The organism is Nocardia sp. NPDC056952 (assembly GCF_042674185.1).
In the GTDB taxonomy this organism is placed as follows: domain Bacteria; phylum Actinomycetota; class Actinomycetes; order Mycobacteriales; family Mycobacteriaceae; genus Nocardia.
Map to the genome: position 1 here is coordinate 404,117 of NZ_JBHURA010000001.1, position 17,396 is coordinate 421,512.

General features: G+C 69.4%; 12 protein-coding genes. 4 read left to right on the forward strand and 8 right to left on the reverse strand.

Annotation, left to right across the window (positions count from 1 at the left end; genetic code table 11):
- Positions 1-71: 71 nt before the first annotated feature.
- The 4 genes from speD to ACFTS5_RS01775 all read right to left on the reverse strand — a co-directional run bounded on the left by speD (position 72) and on the right by ACFTS5_RS01775 (position 6,017).
- Positions 72-1,277: an adenosylmethionine decarboxylase gene (gene speD, locus ACFTS5_RS01760; RefSeq protein WP_378626649.1), complete on the reverse strand. Its 1,206-nt coding sequence runs from the start codon at positions 1,275-1,277 to the stop codon at positions 72-74.
- Positions 1,278-1,285: 8 nt separating this feature from the next.
- Positions 1,286-2,389 (reverse strand): type III PLP-dependent enzyme, encoded by a 1,104-nt coding sequence (locus tag ACFTS5_RS01765; RefSeq protein ID WP_378626650.1) that lies wholly within the window; start codon positions 2,387-2,389, stop codon positions 1,286-1,288.
- A 103-nt stretch (positions 2,390-2,492) separates the two neighbouring features.
- Positions 2,493-4,991: a DEAD/DEAH box helicase gene (locus ACFTS5_RS01770; RefSeq protein ID WP_378626652.1), complete on the reverse strand. Its 2,499-nt coding sequence runs from the start codon at positions 4,989-4,991 to the stop codon at positions 2,493-2,495.
- An 81-nt stretch (positions 4,992-5,072) separates the two neighbouring features.
- Positions 5,073-6,017, reverse strand: a complete 945-nt coding sequence (locus tag ACFTS5_RS01775; protein WP_378626654.1) for a PAC2 family protein — start codon at positions 6,015-6,017, stop codon at positions 5,073-5,075.
- Positions 6,018-6,250: 233 nt separating this feature from the next.
- Between ACFTS5_RS01775 and ACFTS5_RS01780 the strand changes: the two genes are divergently transcribed.
- Positions 6,251-6,973 carry a sensor domain-containing protein gene (locus ACFTS5_RS01780; RefSeq protein WP_378626655.1) on the forward strand — a complete coding sequence of 241 codons (723 nt, stop codon included), beginning with the start codon at positions 6,251-6,253 and terminating at the stop codon, positions 6,971-6,973.
- 146 nt (positions 6,974-7,119) lie between these two features.
- Positions 7,120-8,286 carry a DUF4192 domain-containing protein gene (locus tag ACFTS5_RS01785; protein WP_378626656.1) on the forward strand — a complete coding sequence of 389 codons (1,167 nt, stop codon included), beginning with the start codon at positions 7,120-7,122 and terminating at the stop codon, positions 8,284-8,286.
- 10 nt (positions 8,287-8,296) lie between these two features.
- On the opposite strand, the gene galE is transcribed toward ACFTS5_RS01785, so the two are convergent.
- A complete protein-coding gene (galE, locus tag ACFTS5_RS01790; protein WP_378626657.1) occupies positions 8,297-9,277 on the reverse strand; it encodes a UDP-glucose 4-epimerase GalE in 981 nt (326 codons plus the stop codon).
- 3 nt (positions 9,278-9,280) lie between these two features.
- Entirely contained in the window at positions 9,281-9,967 is a 687-nt protein-coding gene (locus tag ACFTS5_RS01795) for a metal-dependent transcriptional regulator (protein ID WP_056815561.1), read from the reverse strand.
- 129 nt (positions 9,968-10,096) lie between these two features.
- On the opposite strand from ACFTS5_RS01795, the gene ACFTS5_RS01800 reads away from it, so the two are divergent.
- Both ACFTS5_RS01800 and ACFTS5_RS01805 read left to right on the forward strand, forming a co-directional pair.
- The gene (locus ACFTS5_RS01800; RefSeq protein WP_378626659.1) at positions 10,097-11,338 is read left to right on the forward strand and encodes an acetoin utilization protein AcuC; all 1,242 of its coding nucleotides are present in this window, start codon (positions 10,097-10,099) and stop codon (positions 11,336-11,338) included.
- Positions 11,331-14,438, forward strand: a complete 3,108-nt coding sequence (locus tag ACFTS5_RS01805; protein ID WP_378626661.1) for a GNAT family N-acetyltransferase — start codon at positions 11,331-11,333, stop codon at positions 14,436-14,438. The genes ACFTS5_RS01800 and ACFTS5_RS01805 overlap by 8 nt, the downstream gene beginning before the upstream one ends.
- A 123-nt stretch (positions 14,439-14,561) precedes the next feature.
- Here ACFTS5_RS01805 and ACFTS5_RS01810 read toward each other — a convergent pair whose 3' ends face one another.
- Together ACFTS5_RS01810 and ACFTS5_RS01815 are read right to left on the reverse strand one after the other, a co-directional pair.
- On the reverse strand, positions 14,562-15,530 hold the full coding sequence (locus ACFTS5_RS01810) for a sigma-70 family RNA polymerase sigma factor (RefSeq protein WP_378626663.1): 969 nt from the start codon (positions 15,528-15,530) through the stop codon (positions 14,562-14,564).
- A 169-nt stretch (positions 15,531-15,699) separates the two neighbouring features.
- On the reverse strand, positions 15,700-17,199 hold the full coding sequence (locus ACFTS5_RS01815; protein WP_378628278.1) for a methyltransferase: 1,500 nt from the start codon (positions 17,197-17,199) through the stop codon (positions 15,700-15,702).
- Positions 17,200-17,396 lie beyond the last annotated feature (197 nt).

Here is a 17,396-nt window from a genome sequence, read left to right on the forward strand (position 1 = left end):
CCTTTTCCGCGGCCGGCCCCGCCCGGGGGCCGCGACGCGTACTGCGTCGCGGCCCGCTGTCGGTGGTTTTCCTACCGGTCGCGCAGAGCGTACGGCTCGACCGCGCCGCGCTCCAGGGCCCGCGCGTCGATCGTCTCGGCGCGGTAGGGGAGCAGGGCGAGACGGTCGCGCATGCCGCGAACCGGGTCGTCGATCTTCTCGTTCAGGCCGAACAGGAAGGTCCATTCGTGCTCGTCGCTGCCGTAGGGGACCACGGTGGCGAACTGCTCGTGGAAACGACCCCACGAACGCTTCAGCGTCTCGTTGCGCCACATGGTCGCGCAGCCGGCCTGCGCCGACAGCACGCCGCCGGGGGCGAGCAGCGCCTTACATCGGGACAGGAACTCCGACTCGTAGAGTCGGTTGTGCTGGGCGTCCTCGACGCGCTCGTCGGGCAGATCGATCACGATCACGTCGTAGCGGGTGCCCGCCTCCTGCGCGTTCGCCAGGAAGTCCCAGCCGTCGGCGTAGTGCACGTGCACCGGGCCCTCGTGCTCGACTGCGGCGGTCAGCTCTTCGGTGGTGTAGCCGTAGGGCAGGTGCTCGGCACACAGCTCCACTTCGCGCTGATCGATGTCGACATGGTCGACCAGGGTCGCCCCGGCCGCCACCGACATCTGCGAGGCCACACCCTCACCGGACCCGATGATCAGCACCCGGTCGAGCTTCTCCGCCAGCACGAACGCCGGGACCATCATGGCCTCGTGGTAGGTGACCTGGGAGAACTCGGTGGACTGACGATCGTCGTCGGAGAACAGGGAGATCCCCTGATCGGTCCGCGCGATCACCATGTGCTGGAACGGGGTGTTCGTATCCACGATCACCTCGTGCAGATCCCAGATCCGGGTCAGGCCGTCGCCCACCGGTTCGTAGATCTTCTCGGCGCCGTGGCCACGCTGGACCGTCTGCATCCGAACTGTGGTGGGGGACAACTTGTCTCGGAGCAGCTCGACAGCTTTCGTCGCGCCCGCACCGATGCTGCCGCAGGTGAAGACGTCGACGAAGATGTCGCCGGACTCCGGATAAGTGTGAATCGAGGCGTGAGACTCCGACAACAGCGCGAGGACGGTCACCCCCTGCGGATCGAACTTTTTGTGAACGACTTCGCAGATGGTGACGCCCGCCGCGATCAGAGACTCACGCAACGCCGATTCGAGTCGTTCGAGATCGTCACACAGGGCTGTGTCGACGCCACCGAACTCGGCCAGCACGTGCCAACCGGTGAATTCCGCCGTCATGGGCAAACTCACTCTCGCTCAGCGCCCGAGACATGAACGGTCAAGGGCGGAAAACCATTGAAGGACACCGACGAATAACTCGCGGTATAGGCGCCGGTGTGCAGGATCTGAATCCGGTCACCGGCTCGCAACGTGGTCGGCAGAAGGACCTTCGTGCGTTGATACAGTACATCGTCGCCGTCGCAGGTCGGACCCGCGACCACCGCCTCCGACACCGGATCGCCGTCGCGATCGGTGACGAAACGGTAGGCGATGTACTCGTTCTCGGTCTCGGCCATACCGTTGTATCGGCCGATGTCGAGATACACCCAGCGCCGGCCATCCGGCGCGAATCGCACGCCGACGACCTCGGCGTGCACAGTGCCCGCGTTACCCACCAGCGCACGGCCGGGTTCCACGATCAGGCCGATGGCCGCGGGCAGGAACTCGGCGGCGGCGCCGGAGATGGCGGCCGCGATCGCGTCGAGTTCGGGGGCGGCGTCGACGTAGGAGATCGGCAGACCGCCGCCCACATTGACCGCCGTGACGTGAATGTCTTTGTCCGCCAGCGCCGTGACGATCGCACCCGCCTGCTCGATGCCGATCCGCCATGCGGCGGGGTCGAGCTGCTGGGAGCCGACGTGGAAATAGGGGCCGCCGACCCGCAGGCCCAGATCCCGGGCGCGCACCAGCAGCCGCAGGGCTTCGGCGGGCGCGCATCCGAACTTGGTGCCGAACGGGGTCCGTGATTCGGGGGCCGAGGACAGGAACCGGCACTCGACCTCGGAGCCGGGCGCGTGCTCGGCGATACGGTCGAGGTCGTCCTCGGTGTCGAAGGCGTAGCGGCGAACCCCTAGGGCGAAGGCGCGCGCGATGTGGGCGCTCTTCTTGATCGGGTTGCCGTAGCAGAGCCGCTCGGGCGCGACGCCGAGGTCGAGGCACTGGTCGATCTCGCCGATACTGGCGACGTCGAATTCGGCGCCCTCGTCGTCGAGCAGGGTGATCAGTTCCGCCACCGGCGCCGCCTTGACCGCGTACCTGATCCGGGTGCCGACAGCGACGGCGGCGTCGAGGGTTCGGTAGTTGGCACGTACCCGCTCGGGGTCGATGACAAGGTACGGGGATTCGGGCACAGGTGAACTTTCGGTCGGCAGCCGGGAGAGACTATCAGCGGCGCCTACCCAACAACGAATCCGTCAAACATTCGTCATATTCGTCATAGGCAACTGGTATTACTCATCCTGCCGTGACTGTGACCTCGTCGAACACGACCTCGCCCGCGGCGTCGGATTCCTCGAGATCCACGATCGCCGTGAGCGCCCAGCCGTGATCACCCGCGGGGTCGTCGATCACCTGGCGGACATGCCAGAAACCGGGCCGCTGCTCGATCCCGAACAGCTGTGGGCCGCGCGCGTCGGGGCCGGTGCCGATCGTGGCGTACTCGTCGAAATAGGGGGCGAAGTCCTCGGCCCAATCGGGGCCGGTGCCGAGTTGATCGAGTTCGTACCAGCGCTGTCGCGACGCCAGCTCCACCCGGCGGAACATGGCGTTGCGCACCATGATCCGGAAGGCGCGTTCGTTGGCGGTGATCGGGCGTACCGTTTCGGCGCCGAAGGCTATCTGCTGGGCGTCGTTCTCGGCGCCGGGGTTGGTGAGCTGTTCCCACTCGTCGAGCAGGCTCGAGTCGACCTGGCGGATGAGTTCGCCGAGCCATTCGGTGAGGTCGTCGAGATCTTCGGTGCGGGCGGCGTCGGGCACGGTGCGGCGCAGGGCACGGTAGGCGTCGGCGAGGTAGCGCAGCACGACGCCTTCGGAGCGGGTCAGCTCGTAGTGCGAGATCAGTTCGGCGAAGGTCATCGCGCGTTCGATCATGTCGCGCACCACCGACTTCGGTGACGGCGCGAATTCCGACACCCAGGGGTGGCCGGCTCGGTAGGTCTCGAACATCGGATCGATCAGCTCGGCCAGGGGTTTGGGCCAGGTGACTTCCTCCAGGAGCTCCATCCGCTCCTCGTATTCGATACCGTCGGCCTTCATTTCGTTGACGGCGACACCACGGGCCTTGTGCTGCTGGGCCATCAGCAGCTGGCGCGGGTCCTCGAGGGTGGCCTCGATCAGGGAGACGACGTCGAGTGTGTAGGTGGGACTTTCGCGATCGAGAAGGTCGAACGCGGCCAGCGCGAACGGTGACAGTGGTTGGTCCAGCGCGAAATCGCGTTGCAGGTCGACGGTCAGCCGCGCCATCCTGCCCTTCGCGTCGGGCTCGGAAAGTTGTTGCACCACACCGGCATCGCGCAGCGACCGGTACAGGCGCAGGGCTCGCAGGATGTGCTTGCGTTGCGCGGGACGCGGCTCGTGGTTGTCCTCGAGCAGGTGACGCATCGCGTAGAAGCAGTTGCCCGGGCGGGCGATCACATTGAGCAACATCGAGTTCGTCACCGCGAAGCGCGACACCATCGGCTCGGGCGGGGCGGCGATCAGCCGGTCGAAGGTCTCCTCGCTCCACGAGACGAAACCCTCCGGGGGCTTGCGGCGCACCACTTTTCGCTGCTTCTTCGGATCATCGCCCGCCTTGGCGATGAGGCGGGTGTTCTCGACCTCGTGCTCGGGAGCCTGCACCACCACAGTGCCCATGGTGTCGTAGCCCGCGCGACCCGCGCGCCCGGCGATCTGATGGAACTCACGCGCTTTGAGCCTGCGGGTGCGCACCCCGTCGTACTTGGTGAGACCGGTGAGCAGCACGGTGCGGATCGGGACGTTGATGCCGACGCCGAGGGTGTCGGTGCCGCACACCACTTTCAGCAGCCCGTCCTGAGCGAGCTTCTCCACGAGGCGGCGATATTTGGGCAGCATGCCCGCGTGGTGCACACCGATGCCGTGACGGATCAGCCGCGACAGCGTCTTGCCGAAGCCCGATGCGAACCGGAAATCGCCGATGGCGGCGGCGATCGCGTCCTTCTCGGCCCGGGAGGCGAAATTCACGCTCGTCAGCGCCTGCGCGCGTTCGAGCGCGGCGGCCTGGGTGAAGTGCACGACGTAGACCGGCGCCTGGTGGGTGGTCACCAGTTCTTCGAGAGTCTCGGTGATCGGGGTGCGCACGTACGAGAACGTCAGTGGGACAGGACGTTCGGTGCCCGCGACCACCGTGGTCGAGCGGCCGGTGCGCGCCTCGAGATCGGCGGCGAAGAAGTCCACTTCGCCCAATGTCGCCGACATCAGCAGGAATTGGGCGCGGGGGAGTTCGATGATCGGCACCTGCCACGCCCAGCCGCGGTCGGGGTCGGCGTAGAAATGGAACTCGTCCATCACGATCTGGCCGACCTCGGCCGCCGCGCCCTCGCGCAACGCCAGGTTCGCCAGGATCTCCGCCGTGGCGCAGATGATCGGGGCATCGGCGTTGACCGCCGCGTCACCGGTCACCATGCCGACGTTCTCCGCGCCGAACACCTCACACAGCGCGAAGAACTTCTCGCTGACCAGCGCCTTGATCGGCGCGGTGTAGTAGCTGCGCTGCCCGTTGGCCATGGCGAACAGGTGCGCGCCGACCGCCACCAGAGACTTTCCGGAGCCGGTCGGCGTCGCCAGAATGACATTGGACCCCGACGCCAACTCCATCAGCGCCTCGTCCTGCGCTGGATACAGGGTTGTGCCCTGCTCGGCAGCCCACGCCGCGAACGACTCGTAGAGCGCGTCGGCGTCGGTCCCGGGAATTTCCAGTAGGTCGGTCAGATCCACTCCGACCACCCTAGTCTGCGCAGCGGTCGAAGCCCTCGTCGGCCGCAGCGAAAGCGCAGCTACGTCCAGTGGGTGTGCGGGTCAGTCCTTGCCGTCGCCGGAGGTGTCGTCGTACCCGCCCTGCTCGGCCAGGAAGCGCTCGAACTCCGCCCCGAGCTCCTCACCGCTGGGTAGTTCGCCGTCGGCGGCGAGCAAGCTTGACTGGCGCTCCTGCGCGGTGACGAAACTGTCGTACTGGCGCTCCAGTGCCGTGACGACCGTCTCCACCTCCTCGTTGCCCGCGATGTGCTCGGCGACCTGCTCACGCACCCGCGCGGCCGCCTCACCCAGCGCCGAGAGCGGCAGATCCAGGCCGGCGTTGTCGGCGAAGTTCTCCAGCAGCGTCTGCGCGGCCTCGGGGTAATCGGTCTGGGCCAGGTAGTGCGGCACGTGCACCGAGAATCCGAGCGATTCGTGGCCGTGCTGCGCCATCCGGTACTCGAGCAGCGACGACGCGCTGCCCGGCACCTGCAACTCGCCCGGCCAGCGCTGGTGCTCGCCGATCAGCGAACGATCCGAGGAATGCGCGGTGACACCGAGCGGACGGGTGTGCGGGATCGCCATCGGAATCGCCGACAGGCCGATCGTGCGGCGCACGCCCAGCTGTTCGGCCAGCAGCCGCACCGCGGTGGTGAACTTCTCCCAGCGCAGGTCCGGTTCCAGGCCCGAGAGCAGCAGGAACGGGGTCCCCGCGGTGTCGCGCAACGCCCACAGGTTCAGTTCCGGTTCCGCGTAGTCGGCGAAATGATCGGTCTTGAACGTCATCAGCGGGCGGCGCGACCGGTAATCGAGCAACTCGTCGACGTCGAAGGACGCGACCAGTTCCGATTCGAGGCTCTCGCGCAGATGGGTCGTCGCCAGACGCACGGCGTGTCCGGCGTCGGTGAAACCTTCCAGACCGTGCACCAGCACGGGGCCCGCACCGTCGTCCGAGGACAACTGCGGCGCCGGAAACTCCAGTTCGTACATGTGCGACTGGTCATCCATCGCGTTTCTCCTTCCTGCGCGGTCCACCATCGCTCGCGGGGTGGGGAAGCGGATCTCCATTGTCCCCCACGCGAGCAGTGCCATCACACACGGCCGGGGACGGCTCGTCCTGTTAGGCAACAGCATGGACACCTCGCGCATTCCCGCCCGCCGCGGGGGACCGGGCTGTGCCGCGCATCCCGTCCGGCGTGGCGCGACCGGGCCGATCGAGGCGGTGGGGCACAGTGGACGGTGTGAACGTGGCGCAGGCGACACCGATCCGCGCGGGTGATCCGGGCCTGCGCCGCTGGTGGCTGGGGTTGGTGGCCGTGTCGTTCGCACTCACCGGGTGTGGGCAGAGCGTCAGCGGGACACCGGTCGCCGAGAGCGCGGTAGCGGTGCGGCAGATCGATGGTTCGCTGGCCGAGCTGCTGCCCGCGCCGTCGCGGTTTCCGGCCCGGTATCCGGCGGTCGTGCTGCCTGCCCAGGCGGCGACGGCGGCCGCGGCCGATCTCGACGGCGTGGGGGCGGGCGCGACCGTCAGCCCGGCGAAATGCACGCCGGCCGAGGCCGAGCCCGGCGGGGAGCCCGCGGCGGTGGCGGTCGGGACCGATGACGCGAGCCGGGCCACCCTGACCGTCGAGTTGTCGCGTAGCGCCGAACCGGTGTCGTCGCTGCGCGACCGACTCGGTGAGTGCGGGCTGATCCAGGTTCGGCGGGCGGGTGCGGGGTCCACTGTCACGACAGCGCTCGACCGGACCGCGCCGACCGGTACCGACGACGCGATAGCGTTGCGGCGCACCGTGGTTCCCGAAGTCGGCGGTGCGGGGCTGACGCAGACGATGCAGACCTCGATCGGGCAGATCGGCGACGTGCGCATCACGGTGACGTCGATGACCTTCGGTGCGGGACAACCGGATACGGCCGCAGTGGACGAGATGTTCGCCACCACCGCCGCCGCCGTACGCGGTAGCTGAAGCGCCTACCACCAGGCGGTGACAAGTTCGCCCGCAGTGCACGGCCGGGACCGGGGTTGCTCCACAGCTTCGGCGCTACGCACAGGGCGGATGAAAGCCCAGGTCGGTGCACCCGGTGCGGGGGAGCAGGCGGGCACCGTGGAGCCATGACGCCTTCGACGAACCCCACCCGCCGGGTCAAGCGCTCCGGCCCGTTTCCCCGCGCACTCGGCTGCGCCGAATCCACTCCCCGCTATCCCGGCGGGCCGCCGCGCCCACCGCTGCGGGTCGACGAACCCGGTGAGCTGATCGCCGCCCTGCCCGCGATGCTCGGCTTCGTCCCCGAACGGTCCCTCGTCGTTGCCGTGCTGCACGAGGTGGCGGGCGGTGCGGCCGAGGCGATCGAGGCGGTGGTGCGCTTCGACCTCGACGTGGCCACCGACATCCGGCTGCTCGACCAGTTCACCGCCTGCCTGGCATCGATCTGCCTGCGCGAAGAGGCGACCGGGGTGCTCGCCGTCTTCGTCGAGGACCGTGCCGAGTTCGAGAGCGAGGAAGTTCTGCGCGCGGCCGAATTGATCGACGTACTGGCCGAGGACGGGATCGCGGTCCGCGGTGCCTGGTCAGTTCCCGCGATCGCGGCGGGCGAACGCTACCGCAGTGTGTTCGGCCTGGTCGGGACCGGCCTGGTCGCCGATCCGTCGTCCTCGATCGTCGCCGTGTCACATGTGCTGGAAGGCAAGCAGATTCGCGGCTCGCGTCAGGAGATGACGGCGCTGATGGTTCCCGACGAGCTGCTGAGCGCGCGCGTGCGCGCTCAGCTCGGGCCCGCGGACGCGCGCTACCGGGGTGGGCTGGCGGCGGCGACGCGCGCCGGTGACGCCCTGGCCTACCAGCGGCGGGCACTGGAATGGGTGCTGTGGCAGATCGCCGACACCGCGTCCGGCGCACCGCGTGCCGCGCGCGAACTCGCGCGACTGGCCGCGACCCTGCGTGATCGGCCGATCCGCGACGCCGTGTACGGCCTCGCGGTCGGCGATCACGCCGAGGCCGCCGAGCGGCTGTGGGCGCAGTTGGTCAGGGCGACACCCGGTACCGACCGCGCCGAAGCAGCGGCTCTGCTCGGCTTCAGTGCCTACCTGCGCGGCGACGGACCGTTCGCCGGCGTCGCGATCGCCGCCGCCGTCGAGGCCGACGCCGAGCACGCGATGGCGGTGCTGCTGGAGACCTCGCTACAGACCGGACTGCGGCCCGAACGGCTGCGCAGACTCGCGCTGTGTGGTCACCAGATCGCCGCCGATCTCGGGGTCGACATCGGCCCGATCACCCGGTGAGTCAGGAAGGTCAGCGAGCGCTGTGGGCCTTCGTGCCGAGGGAACGCAGGAAATCCCAGGCGTCGGAGACGATCTCGTCGAGGTCGTTGTGCTCGGGTCGCCAGCCCAGTTCGGCGACCGCGCGATCACTGGAGGCGATCAATACGGCCGGATCACCCGCGCGGCGCGGCGCGTCGATCGTCTCGATCGGCAGACCGGTGACCCGCTCGCACGCCGAGATCACTTCGCGCACCGAGAAACCCGTGCCCGAACCCAGGTTGCAGATCCGGTGCGTGCCCGGCTGCGACGACGACAGCGCGAGCAGATGCGCCTGCGCCAGGTCGCGGATGTGGATGTAGTCACGCACGCACGTACCGTCCGGCGTCGGCCAGTCGGTGCCGTACACCGAAATGGCCTTGCGGTGACCCAGCGCCACCTGCAACACGAGGGGGATCAGATGTGTTTCCACCACCCGGTTCTCGCCGAGCCCGGCATAGGCGCCCGCCACGTTGAAATAGCGCAGGCTGGTCGCGGCCAGATCGTGGGCCACCGCGTAGGAGGTGATGGCGTGATCGATGGCCAGCTTGCTGGCGCCGTAGGGATTGGTGGGGCGAGTGGGCGAGGCCTCGGTGATCGGGACCTGCTCGGGCTCGCCGTACACCGCGGCGGTGGAGGAGAACACCAGGCGGGGGGTTCCGGTCTCACGGATCGCCTCGAGCAGCGTCAGCGTCTTCACGACGTTGCCGTGCCAGTACTTCTCGGGCTGCTCCACCGACTCGCCGACCAGCGACTGCGCCGCGAAATGCAGAACACCGTCGAAGGATTCGGCACGCAGCAGATCGGGGGCGGCGACAGCGATATCACCGTCGACGAACCGGGCACCGGCCGGCACACCGTCGGCGTTACCGGTCGAGAGGTCATCGACCACGACCACCTCGTGGCCCTCTTCGAGCAGCACGGCGGCGCAACCGCCACCCACGTAGCCGGCGCCGCCGGTGACAAGAAGTTTCACGAATCAGACCAGCCTCACCTGGACGGCATGCGCCATCTCTTCGGACAGTTCGAAACCGTTGTGGCCCGGCACCGTGATCAGTACCGCACCCGGCTTGGTCTCCACGGTAACGCGTGCGTCGGGCACCACGCCCGCCTCACGCAGCCGCCCGATGACCTCCGGGTCGGTCTGGATGTGTTCGGCCAGCCTGCGCACGACCACCGCGTGCAGCGCGCCGTTGGGCAGATCGGAGAGCCGGATCAGCTTCTCCTCGGCGGCGGGAGCGTCGGCGAGACCGAGTTCGTCCAGGCCGGGAATCGGGTTGCCGTAGGGCGAGGTGGTCGGGTGGTTGAGCACCTCGATCAGGCGCCGCTCCACCTCCTCGCTCATCACGTGCTCCCAGCGACACGCCTCGGCGTGGACGTTCTCCCAGTCCAGACCGATGATGTCGACCAGCAACCGCTCGGCGAGCCGGTGCTTGCGCATCACCGAGACGGCCATGGAACGGCCCTTGTCGGTGAGCTCGAGATGGCGATCGCCCGCGACGAGCAACAGGCCGTCGCGCTCCATCCGCGCGACCGTCTGGCTCACCGTCGGACCACTCTGCTCGAGGCGTTCGGCGATGCGTGCCCGCAACGGCACCACGCCCTCTTCCTCGAGGTCGTAGATGGTACGGAGATACATCTCCGTGGTGTCGACCAGATCCTTCACCTGATACCCCTTCGTCAGCACGAATTCTACCCACGCGCGAACGCCGGTCCGCCCGTCGGACCAGCGGCCCTATTTCTACTGCATGTCAACGCCGCACGGGGGCCGCTGCTTCCGGCTAGCGTGGCGACCATGGTCACGTCGCCGCGCAGCGAAACCAGTGGGACCGTCGTGTGGACCGAGCGATTCCTCGGCTACACCTGGAGTCCGGAGCATCCGATGAAGCCGGCGCGCCTGCAATACACCATGTCGCTGGCCGAAAGCCTAGGTCTTCTCGATGGTGTCGAACCGTTGGCACCCGACGCGGCCACCCAGGCCGACCTGATGCGGGTCCACAGCAGCGCCTACATCGAGGCGGTGCGCCGGGCCGGACAGGGGCCGCCGACGCCCGAGGATGTCCTCTACGGGCTCGGAACCGCCGACAATCCGGTGTTCCCGCAGATGCACGAGGCGGCGTCGGTGATCGTCGGCGGCACTCTCGCCGCCGCCAGGGAGATCGCGGCGGGCCGTACCCGGCGGGCTGTGAGCATCGGCGGTGGAATGCACCACGCCATGCCGGATTCGGCAGCGGGGTTCTGTGTCTACAACGATGCCGCGATCGCCATCTCGTGGCTGCTCGACCACGGCTTCGACCGCATCGCCTACCTCGATGTCGACGTCCATCACGGCGACGGTGTGCAACGCGCCTTCTACGCCGATCCGCGGGTGCTCACGGTGTCGATACACCAGCATCCGGCGACGTTGTGGCCCAATACCGGCTGGCCAGAAGAGACCGGGGTCGGGGCGGCCGAAGGTACCTCGATCAATCTGCCGCTGATGCCGGGCACCCGGGACGCACAGTGGCTGAGGGGATTTCACGCGGTGGTACCCGGTGCGGTCGCCGCGTTCCGCCCGCAGATCATCATCAGCCAGTGCGGTGTCGACACCCATCGCGAAGACCCGCTGGCCGATCTGGAACTCACCGTCGACGGTCAGCGCGCGGCCTTCCTCGCGATGCGCGATCTCGCCGACGAATACGCCGAAGGGCGGTGGCTGGCCATCGGCGGTGGCGGATACGGCGTAGTGCGCGTGGTGCCGCGCGCCTGGACCCACCTGCTCGCCGCGGCACTCGACCGGCCGCTCGCCCCCGAAACACCGGTGCCCGCCGACTGGATCGACCAGGTGCGCGCGACCGCGCCGCGCGTGCAACCACCGACGACCATGGGTGACGGAGGCGACACCGCGTATCGGGCCTGGGACGGCCCCGGCGGCACACCCGAGATCGGCGACGCGGGCCAGATCCGCGCGCAGCGCGCGGTCGACACCGCCATCACGGCCACCCGGCGGGCGAGTTTCGGCCTGCTCGGGCTCGATCCGGAGGATCCTCGTGACTGAGCCACTGCTCCCCGATACCTCCGACACGCCCGCGAATCCGCCTGCGCCGCCCCAACATTGGTACGGCGATGTGCTCGCCGCCGACGGTGGCGTGGTCCGGGTGCGCCCGATCGTGCCCGCCGACGCCGACGCGCTCGCGGCCTTTCACACCCGCCTGTCCGATCGCACCCGGTATCTGCGCTATTTCGGTCCGTACCCGCAGATCTCGCCGAAGGACATGTACCGCACCACCCACGTCGATTACCGCGATCGGGTCGGTCTCGTCGCGGTGCTCGGCACGTCGATCATCGGCGTGGCCCGCTACGAACTGCTCGCTCGGCCGGGCCCACGCGCGGCCGAGGTGGCGTTCGTGGTCGCCGACGAGCACCAGGGGCGTGGGCTCGGCTCGGTGTTGCTCGAACACCTCGCCGGTGCCGCCGCCGAGAACGAGGTGATCGCCTTCGTCGCCGAGGTGCTGGCCGAGAACGAGGCGATGATCACGGTCTTCCGTGAGGCCGGCTACCAACTGCAGCGCAGTCGTGACGGTTCCGAGGTACACCTCGAATTCGCCATCGACCCCACCGAAGCGCTGCGCACCGTGCGGGATTCGCGGGAGGCGGCCTCGGAAGCACGCAGTGTCGGCAATCTGCTCGCACCCGGTTCGGTCGCGGTGATCGGTGCCTCACCGGAACAGACCCGGGTCGGCGGCGCGGTATTCGCGAATCTGCTGGCAGGCGGTTTCAGCGGACCCGTGTTTCCGGTGAACCTGCACCGGCGCTCGGTCCGTGGCGTGCGCGCCTACGCCGCGGTGAGCGAGATCCCCGACGAGGTGGACCTGGCGGTGGTGGCGGTGCCACCCGCGGCGATCGGGGCGGTCCTGGACGACTGCATGGCCAAGGGGGTCAAGGGCCTTGTCGTGTTGACCGCGGGCTTCGGCGAGACCGGGGCAGCCGGGCTGGCCGCCGAACACGACCTGGTCGCCGCGGCGCGCGGGCATGGAATGCGCGTGGTCGGACCCAGCGCGCTCGGCATCGCCAACACCGATCCCGCGGTCGGCCTCAACGCGACTCTGGCCCCGGTGCTACCCCAGCGCGGGCGGATCGGCTTCTTCTGCCAATCCGGCCCCCTCGGTGCGGCGATCCTCGGCGAGGCCGCGGCCCGTAACCTCGGCCTGTCGACGTTCGTCTCGGCGGGAAACCGGGCCGACGTCTCGGGCAACGACCTGCTCCAGTACTGGGACACCGCCGCCGATACCGAGGTGATCCTGCTGTACCTGGAGAGCTTCGGTAACCCACGCAAGTTCTCCCGGCTGGCACGCCGGGTGGCCCGCGGCAAACCGATCGTCGCGGTGAGCAGCGGTCGCCTCGCGGCCGGCGCCGACATGGACCGCATCGTGGTCCGCGACCTCTTCGGTCAAGCCGGGATCATCCAGGTCGACTCCATCTCCGAACTGTTCGACTGTGCCGCCCTGCTGGCCTGTCAGCCGCTACCGAAGGGCCCCCGGGTCGCGGTGGTCGGTAACAGCGCCGCGCTGAACTGGCTGGCCATCGACGCCGCCCGCAGCGAAGGGCTGCGGGTGCACCGGCCCGTCACCGCGGTCGACCGAGGTCCCGGAGCCAGGCCCACCGAACGCGGTGTGCAGGCCGCGCGACCGCTGGAGCCGGACCCGCGGAACGCTCGGCCGGACGAGCGCACCGAGCGAGCCGCGGAGCGTGCCGGGCGGTCGGCGTGGGGATTGCGCGGTGCCCGACGGGGGAGCCGGGGCCCGGCCGATTCCGGGGCTGACCGGGCAGGGGACATTGCCGGCGCAGCCGACCGGACCACAGGTAGCGCCGGGCGGCCCGACCGGACCACAGGTAGCGCCGGGCCGCCCGACCGGGCCAGAGGTAGCGCCGGGTCGTCCGATCGGACCATCGACAGTGCCGGGCCGGCTCACCGGGCCGCCGACAGTGCCGGGCCGACCAGCCACACCGAGGGCGACCTCGGCCCGACCGCGCGGAGCGCGGACAGTGCGATCGTGGACGGTCCGGTGGATCTCGGGCCGGAGGCGACACCGGCCGACTTCCGGGAAGCGGTCCTGGCTGCGCTGCGCAGCGAGGAGGTCGACGCGGTGATCGTCGTGGTCGCCCCGCCTGTTCCGGTGCCGATGGAAGGCTTCGGAGACGCATTGCGGGCGGCAGCCGCGGCGGCGCCGGGCAAGCCGGTGCTCACCACGTTCGTCGCGGAATCGGGCATTCCGCGACAGTTGGCGGTGCGTACCACCGCGGGCGCGCCGGCGCGCGGGTCCATCCCGTCCTATCCGGATCCCGAGCGAGCCGCGCGAGCGCTGGCCAGGGTGGATCGGTACGCGCGCTGGCGGGATCGGCCGATCTCGCCGGTGGTGCGCCCGCCCGGAATCGACACCGCGGCCGCGGCGGCACTGGTGGAGGGCTGGCTCGCCGAGTCGGGCGGGCGGTGGCTCACCGACGAGGAGGCGGTGCGGCTACTCGGGTGCTACGGCATCGACGTGGTCGAGTTCCGGGCTGTCCGCGATGCCGACCAGGCGGTCGCCGCGGCCGAGGAACTCGGTTATCCGGTCGCGGCGAAGGCCACGGGGGAGCTGTGGCGGCGCCGACCCGATCTGATCGGCGTGCGTCTGGATCTGTGGGGACCGGAGGCGGTCCGGCAGGCCTACACCGACCTGGTGGAGATCTGCGGCGATCCGCTGCTGCACGTGCAGAAGATGGCGACCAAGGGTGTCGGCTGCGTACTGCGCGTCACCGACGACCCCTCGTTCGGGTCGGTCATCCAGTTCGGCCTGTCCGGCATGATCATCGACCTGCTCGGCGACCGCGCCTACCGCGCGCTACCGCTGACCGAGGAGGAAGCGACCGCGCTCATCGACGCACCACGCGCGGCGCCGCTGCTGTCGGACGGGCCGGGCAGAGTGGGGGTGGACAAAGCCGCGCTGGCCGAACTGGCTCAACGCATCTCGGCCCTGTTCGACGACATCCCCCAGATGCGCGAACTCTCCTGCGACCCCGTACTGGCCGCCTCGGCCTCGGCGGAGATCATCTACGCCCGAGCGCGCATCGGTCCCGAACCGAGCCGCTTCGACACCGGCCCCCGTCGGCTGGCCTGAATGGTGGCCGGTGGGTCCGGTGCAACGAACAACGCCGACCGGCTCGCGACCCGGAGGGGAGGGGTGCGCGGTCGCCGGTCGGCGTTTCGGCAGACGACCCCGCAGGGCTGTCGAGTTCTCGGATCAGCTGGCGTAGGCGCGCAAGCGGTCGGCGCGGTCGCCCTTGCGCAGCTTGGACATGACCTCGCGCTCGATCTGGCGGACCCGCTCGCGAGACAGGCCGAAGAGCTTGCCGATCTGGTCCAGGGTGCGCGGCTGGCCGTCGTCGAGACCGAAGCGCAGGCGGATGACCTGCTGTTCGCGCTCGTCGAGGGTGGCCAGGACGCTGCGCACGTCGTGGTGCAGCAGGCCGGCGATGACGGCGCTCTCGGCGGAGGTGGCCTCGGAGTCCTCGATGAAGTCGCCCAGGGGAGCCTCCTCGTCGTTGCCGACGGGCATGTCCAGGCTCACCGGGTCGCGGCTGTGGTCGAGCAGATCGGCGATCTTCTCCACCGGGATGCCCGACTCGTTGGCCAGCTCGGCGTCGGTGGCCTCGCGGCCCAGCTGCTGATGCAGTTCACGCTTGATCCTGGCGAGCTTGTTCACCTGTTCGACCAGGTGCACGGGCAGCCGGATGGTGCGGCTCTGATCGGCCATGCCGCGGGTGATGGCCTGACGGATCCACCAGGTGGCGTAGGTGGAGAACTTGAAGCCCTTGGCGTAATCGAACTTCTCCATCGCGCGGATCAGCCCGAGGTTGCCCTCCTGGATCAGGTCCAGCAGCGGCATGCCGCGGCCCGTGTAGCGCTTGGCCAGGGATACGACCAGACGCAGGTTGGCCTCGAGCAGGTGCGAGCGGGCGGCAGAGCCCTCGCGAACCAGAATCGCCAGGTCGCGCTTGCGAGCCGCCGTCAACCGCTTACTGGTTGACAGCAGGTTCTGGGCATACAGGCCCGCCTCGATGCGCTTGGCCAATTCGACCTCGTCGGCCGCCGTGAGCAGTGCCGTGCGTCCGATTCCGTTGAGGTACACGCGTACCAGATCGGCTGCGGGGCTCTGGGCGTCGATATCGGCCTCGCTGGGGCGCAAACGAGTGGTGGCGGGGCTTGTCATGACTTGCCTCCTGTCGGTGGTGTCTCACTCCGATCAACGGACCCGACTTAGAGAAAGTTCCCGATCCCGCGGTCGATAAACCGCTCTGAGCTGCTGGTTCCCACCCCAACGGCTGAGAAGTTCCTGAGAAGAGGGTCCTGGTCGGAACTCGCTGCCACCGCGGGGCGGTTCAGACGGGCCGCACCAGTCCGTGCCGGACGAGTCCGGCGACCACACCGAGGGCCTGGGCGGCGAATTCCGGCGTGACCTGCTCCGCTCCGTCGGCGAGGGCGAGTAGTTCGATCAGTTCGTACAACGGCAGCCCGTCGGGCCGCATTCCCGCGACCAGCGCGACCGTCGACTCGTCGACCTCGTGCTGCCAGCGTGGTCCGTCGCCGCGATGAAGCCGGGCCACCTGCTCGGTCCAGCCGAACTCGCCGGGCAGATACACCCGCTCCAGCGCGGTCGCCGGGCTCGGCGCGAAACGGGATGCCCACGCGAGATTTTCGTCGGCGGCCACCGCGCGCAACCATGCCGACCGCGCGAAATACCCGGCCACCTCGGTGCCTAGCGGGTCGTCGAAACCGTGGGTGAGGTCCTCGGCGAGGAGTTCGGTGGGGCCGTCGATCGCGCGCAGATAGACGAAACCGAACCCGACGCCTTCGACGTCGGCGGCCTCGAAGGCGTCGAGCCACCGCGCCGCCTGTTCCTGGGCGGCCGGATCACGCGGGTCCAGGCCCGCGTCGCGCAGCCAGGTGCCGACGTAGAGGCCCGGATCGGCGACGTCGCGCTGCACGACCCACGCGTCGACGCCGTGGGCGGGCAACCAGCTCGACACGCGTTGACGCCAGTCCTCGCCGTCCACGTGCACCCAGGCGGCGAGCATGGCCGCCGTGCCGCCGGGGGCCAGTAGCTCGGGCGCCTGCCCGATGACCAGCTCGCTGGCCCCGTCCAGGGCGAGCCCGGAGTCGCGATAGGTGTGCTCGATGCGTGCCGGACCGACCACGAACGGCGGATTGGCCACGACCTGGTCGAAGCGTCGCCCGGCCACCGGCTCGAACCAGGACCCCTCGAGCAGTTCGATATCGAGTTCGTTGAGCGCGGCCGTGGCCTGCGCCAGCCACAGGGCCCGCGCGTTGACATCGGTGGCGGTGACCCGGCCCGCGTAACCCGCCGCGTGCACGGCCTGCACACCGCAGCCGGTGCCCAGATCCAGCACGGTGCCGACGGGTTCGGTGGGTGTGGCGCGCAGCAACGACAGCGACGCGTGCCCGACGCCGAGGACGTGATCCTCGGTGAGCGTGCGCCGCCGCATCGAATCGTCGAGATCGGACAGGATCCACCGGGTACCCGCGCCGACATCGAGCGGCCGCAGATCCAGCGCGGCCCGCACCTGGTCCCCGTCGCGCGCGAGCAGACCCGCCGCCACCGCCGCGTCGATGCGCACCGGCGCCAACGCGGTCGCGACGTCGCGCTCCGGCAGGACGTCGCCGAGCAGCAGCAACCGCACCAGCGTGCCGAGGTCGCCCGCCGCGCGCGCCGCCCGCCGCACCGGCACCGGCTCCGAACGGCTCAGTGCCGCATGCACATCGGGCCCCAACGCCTCGACGAGGGTGTCGGCGTCGTAGCCGACCCGGATCAGCGCGGTGCGCAGGTCCGGGCACAGCGCGGTGAGCAGGCAGTCGGTCATCGTCGGGTTCGTAGGCACCCGCCTACTCTGCCAGGGCCACGAGCACTGAGAACGACCAGCTGCCACTGCGCGTCGCCGCGTGCGCAGACCCCGGGCTCGGCTGAATACCGCGGTAGCTGTGGCGGCTTGTTCCTCGCGCGGCCGGATGGAAAGCCGTTGAGTGGACCGGCACATCGACGGTGTTCGCGGCAGGTCGC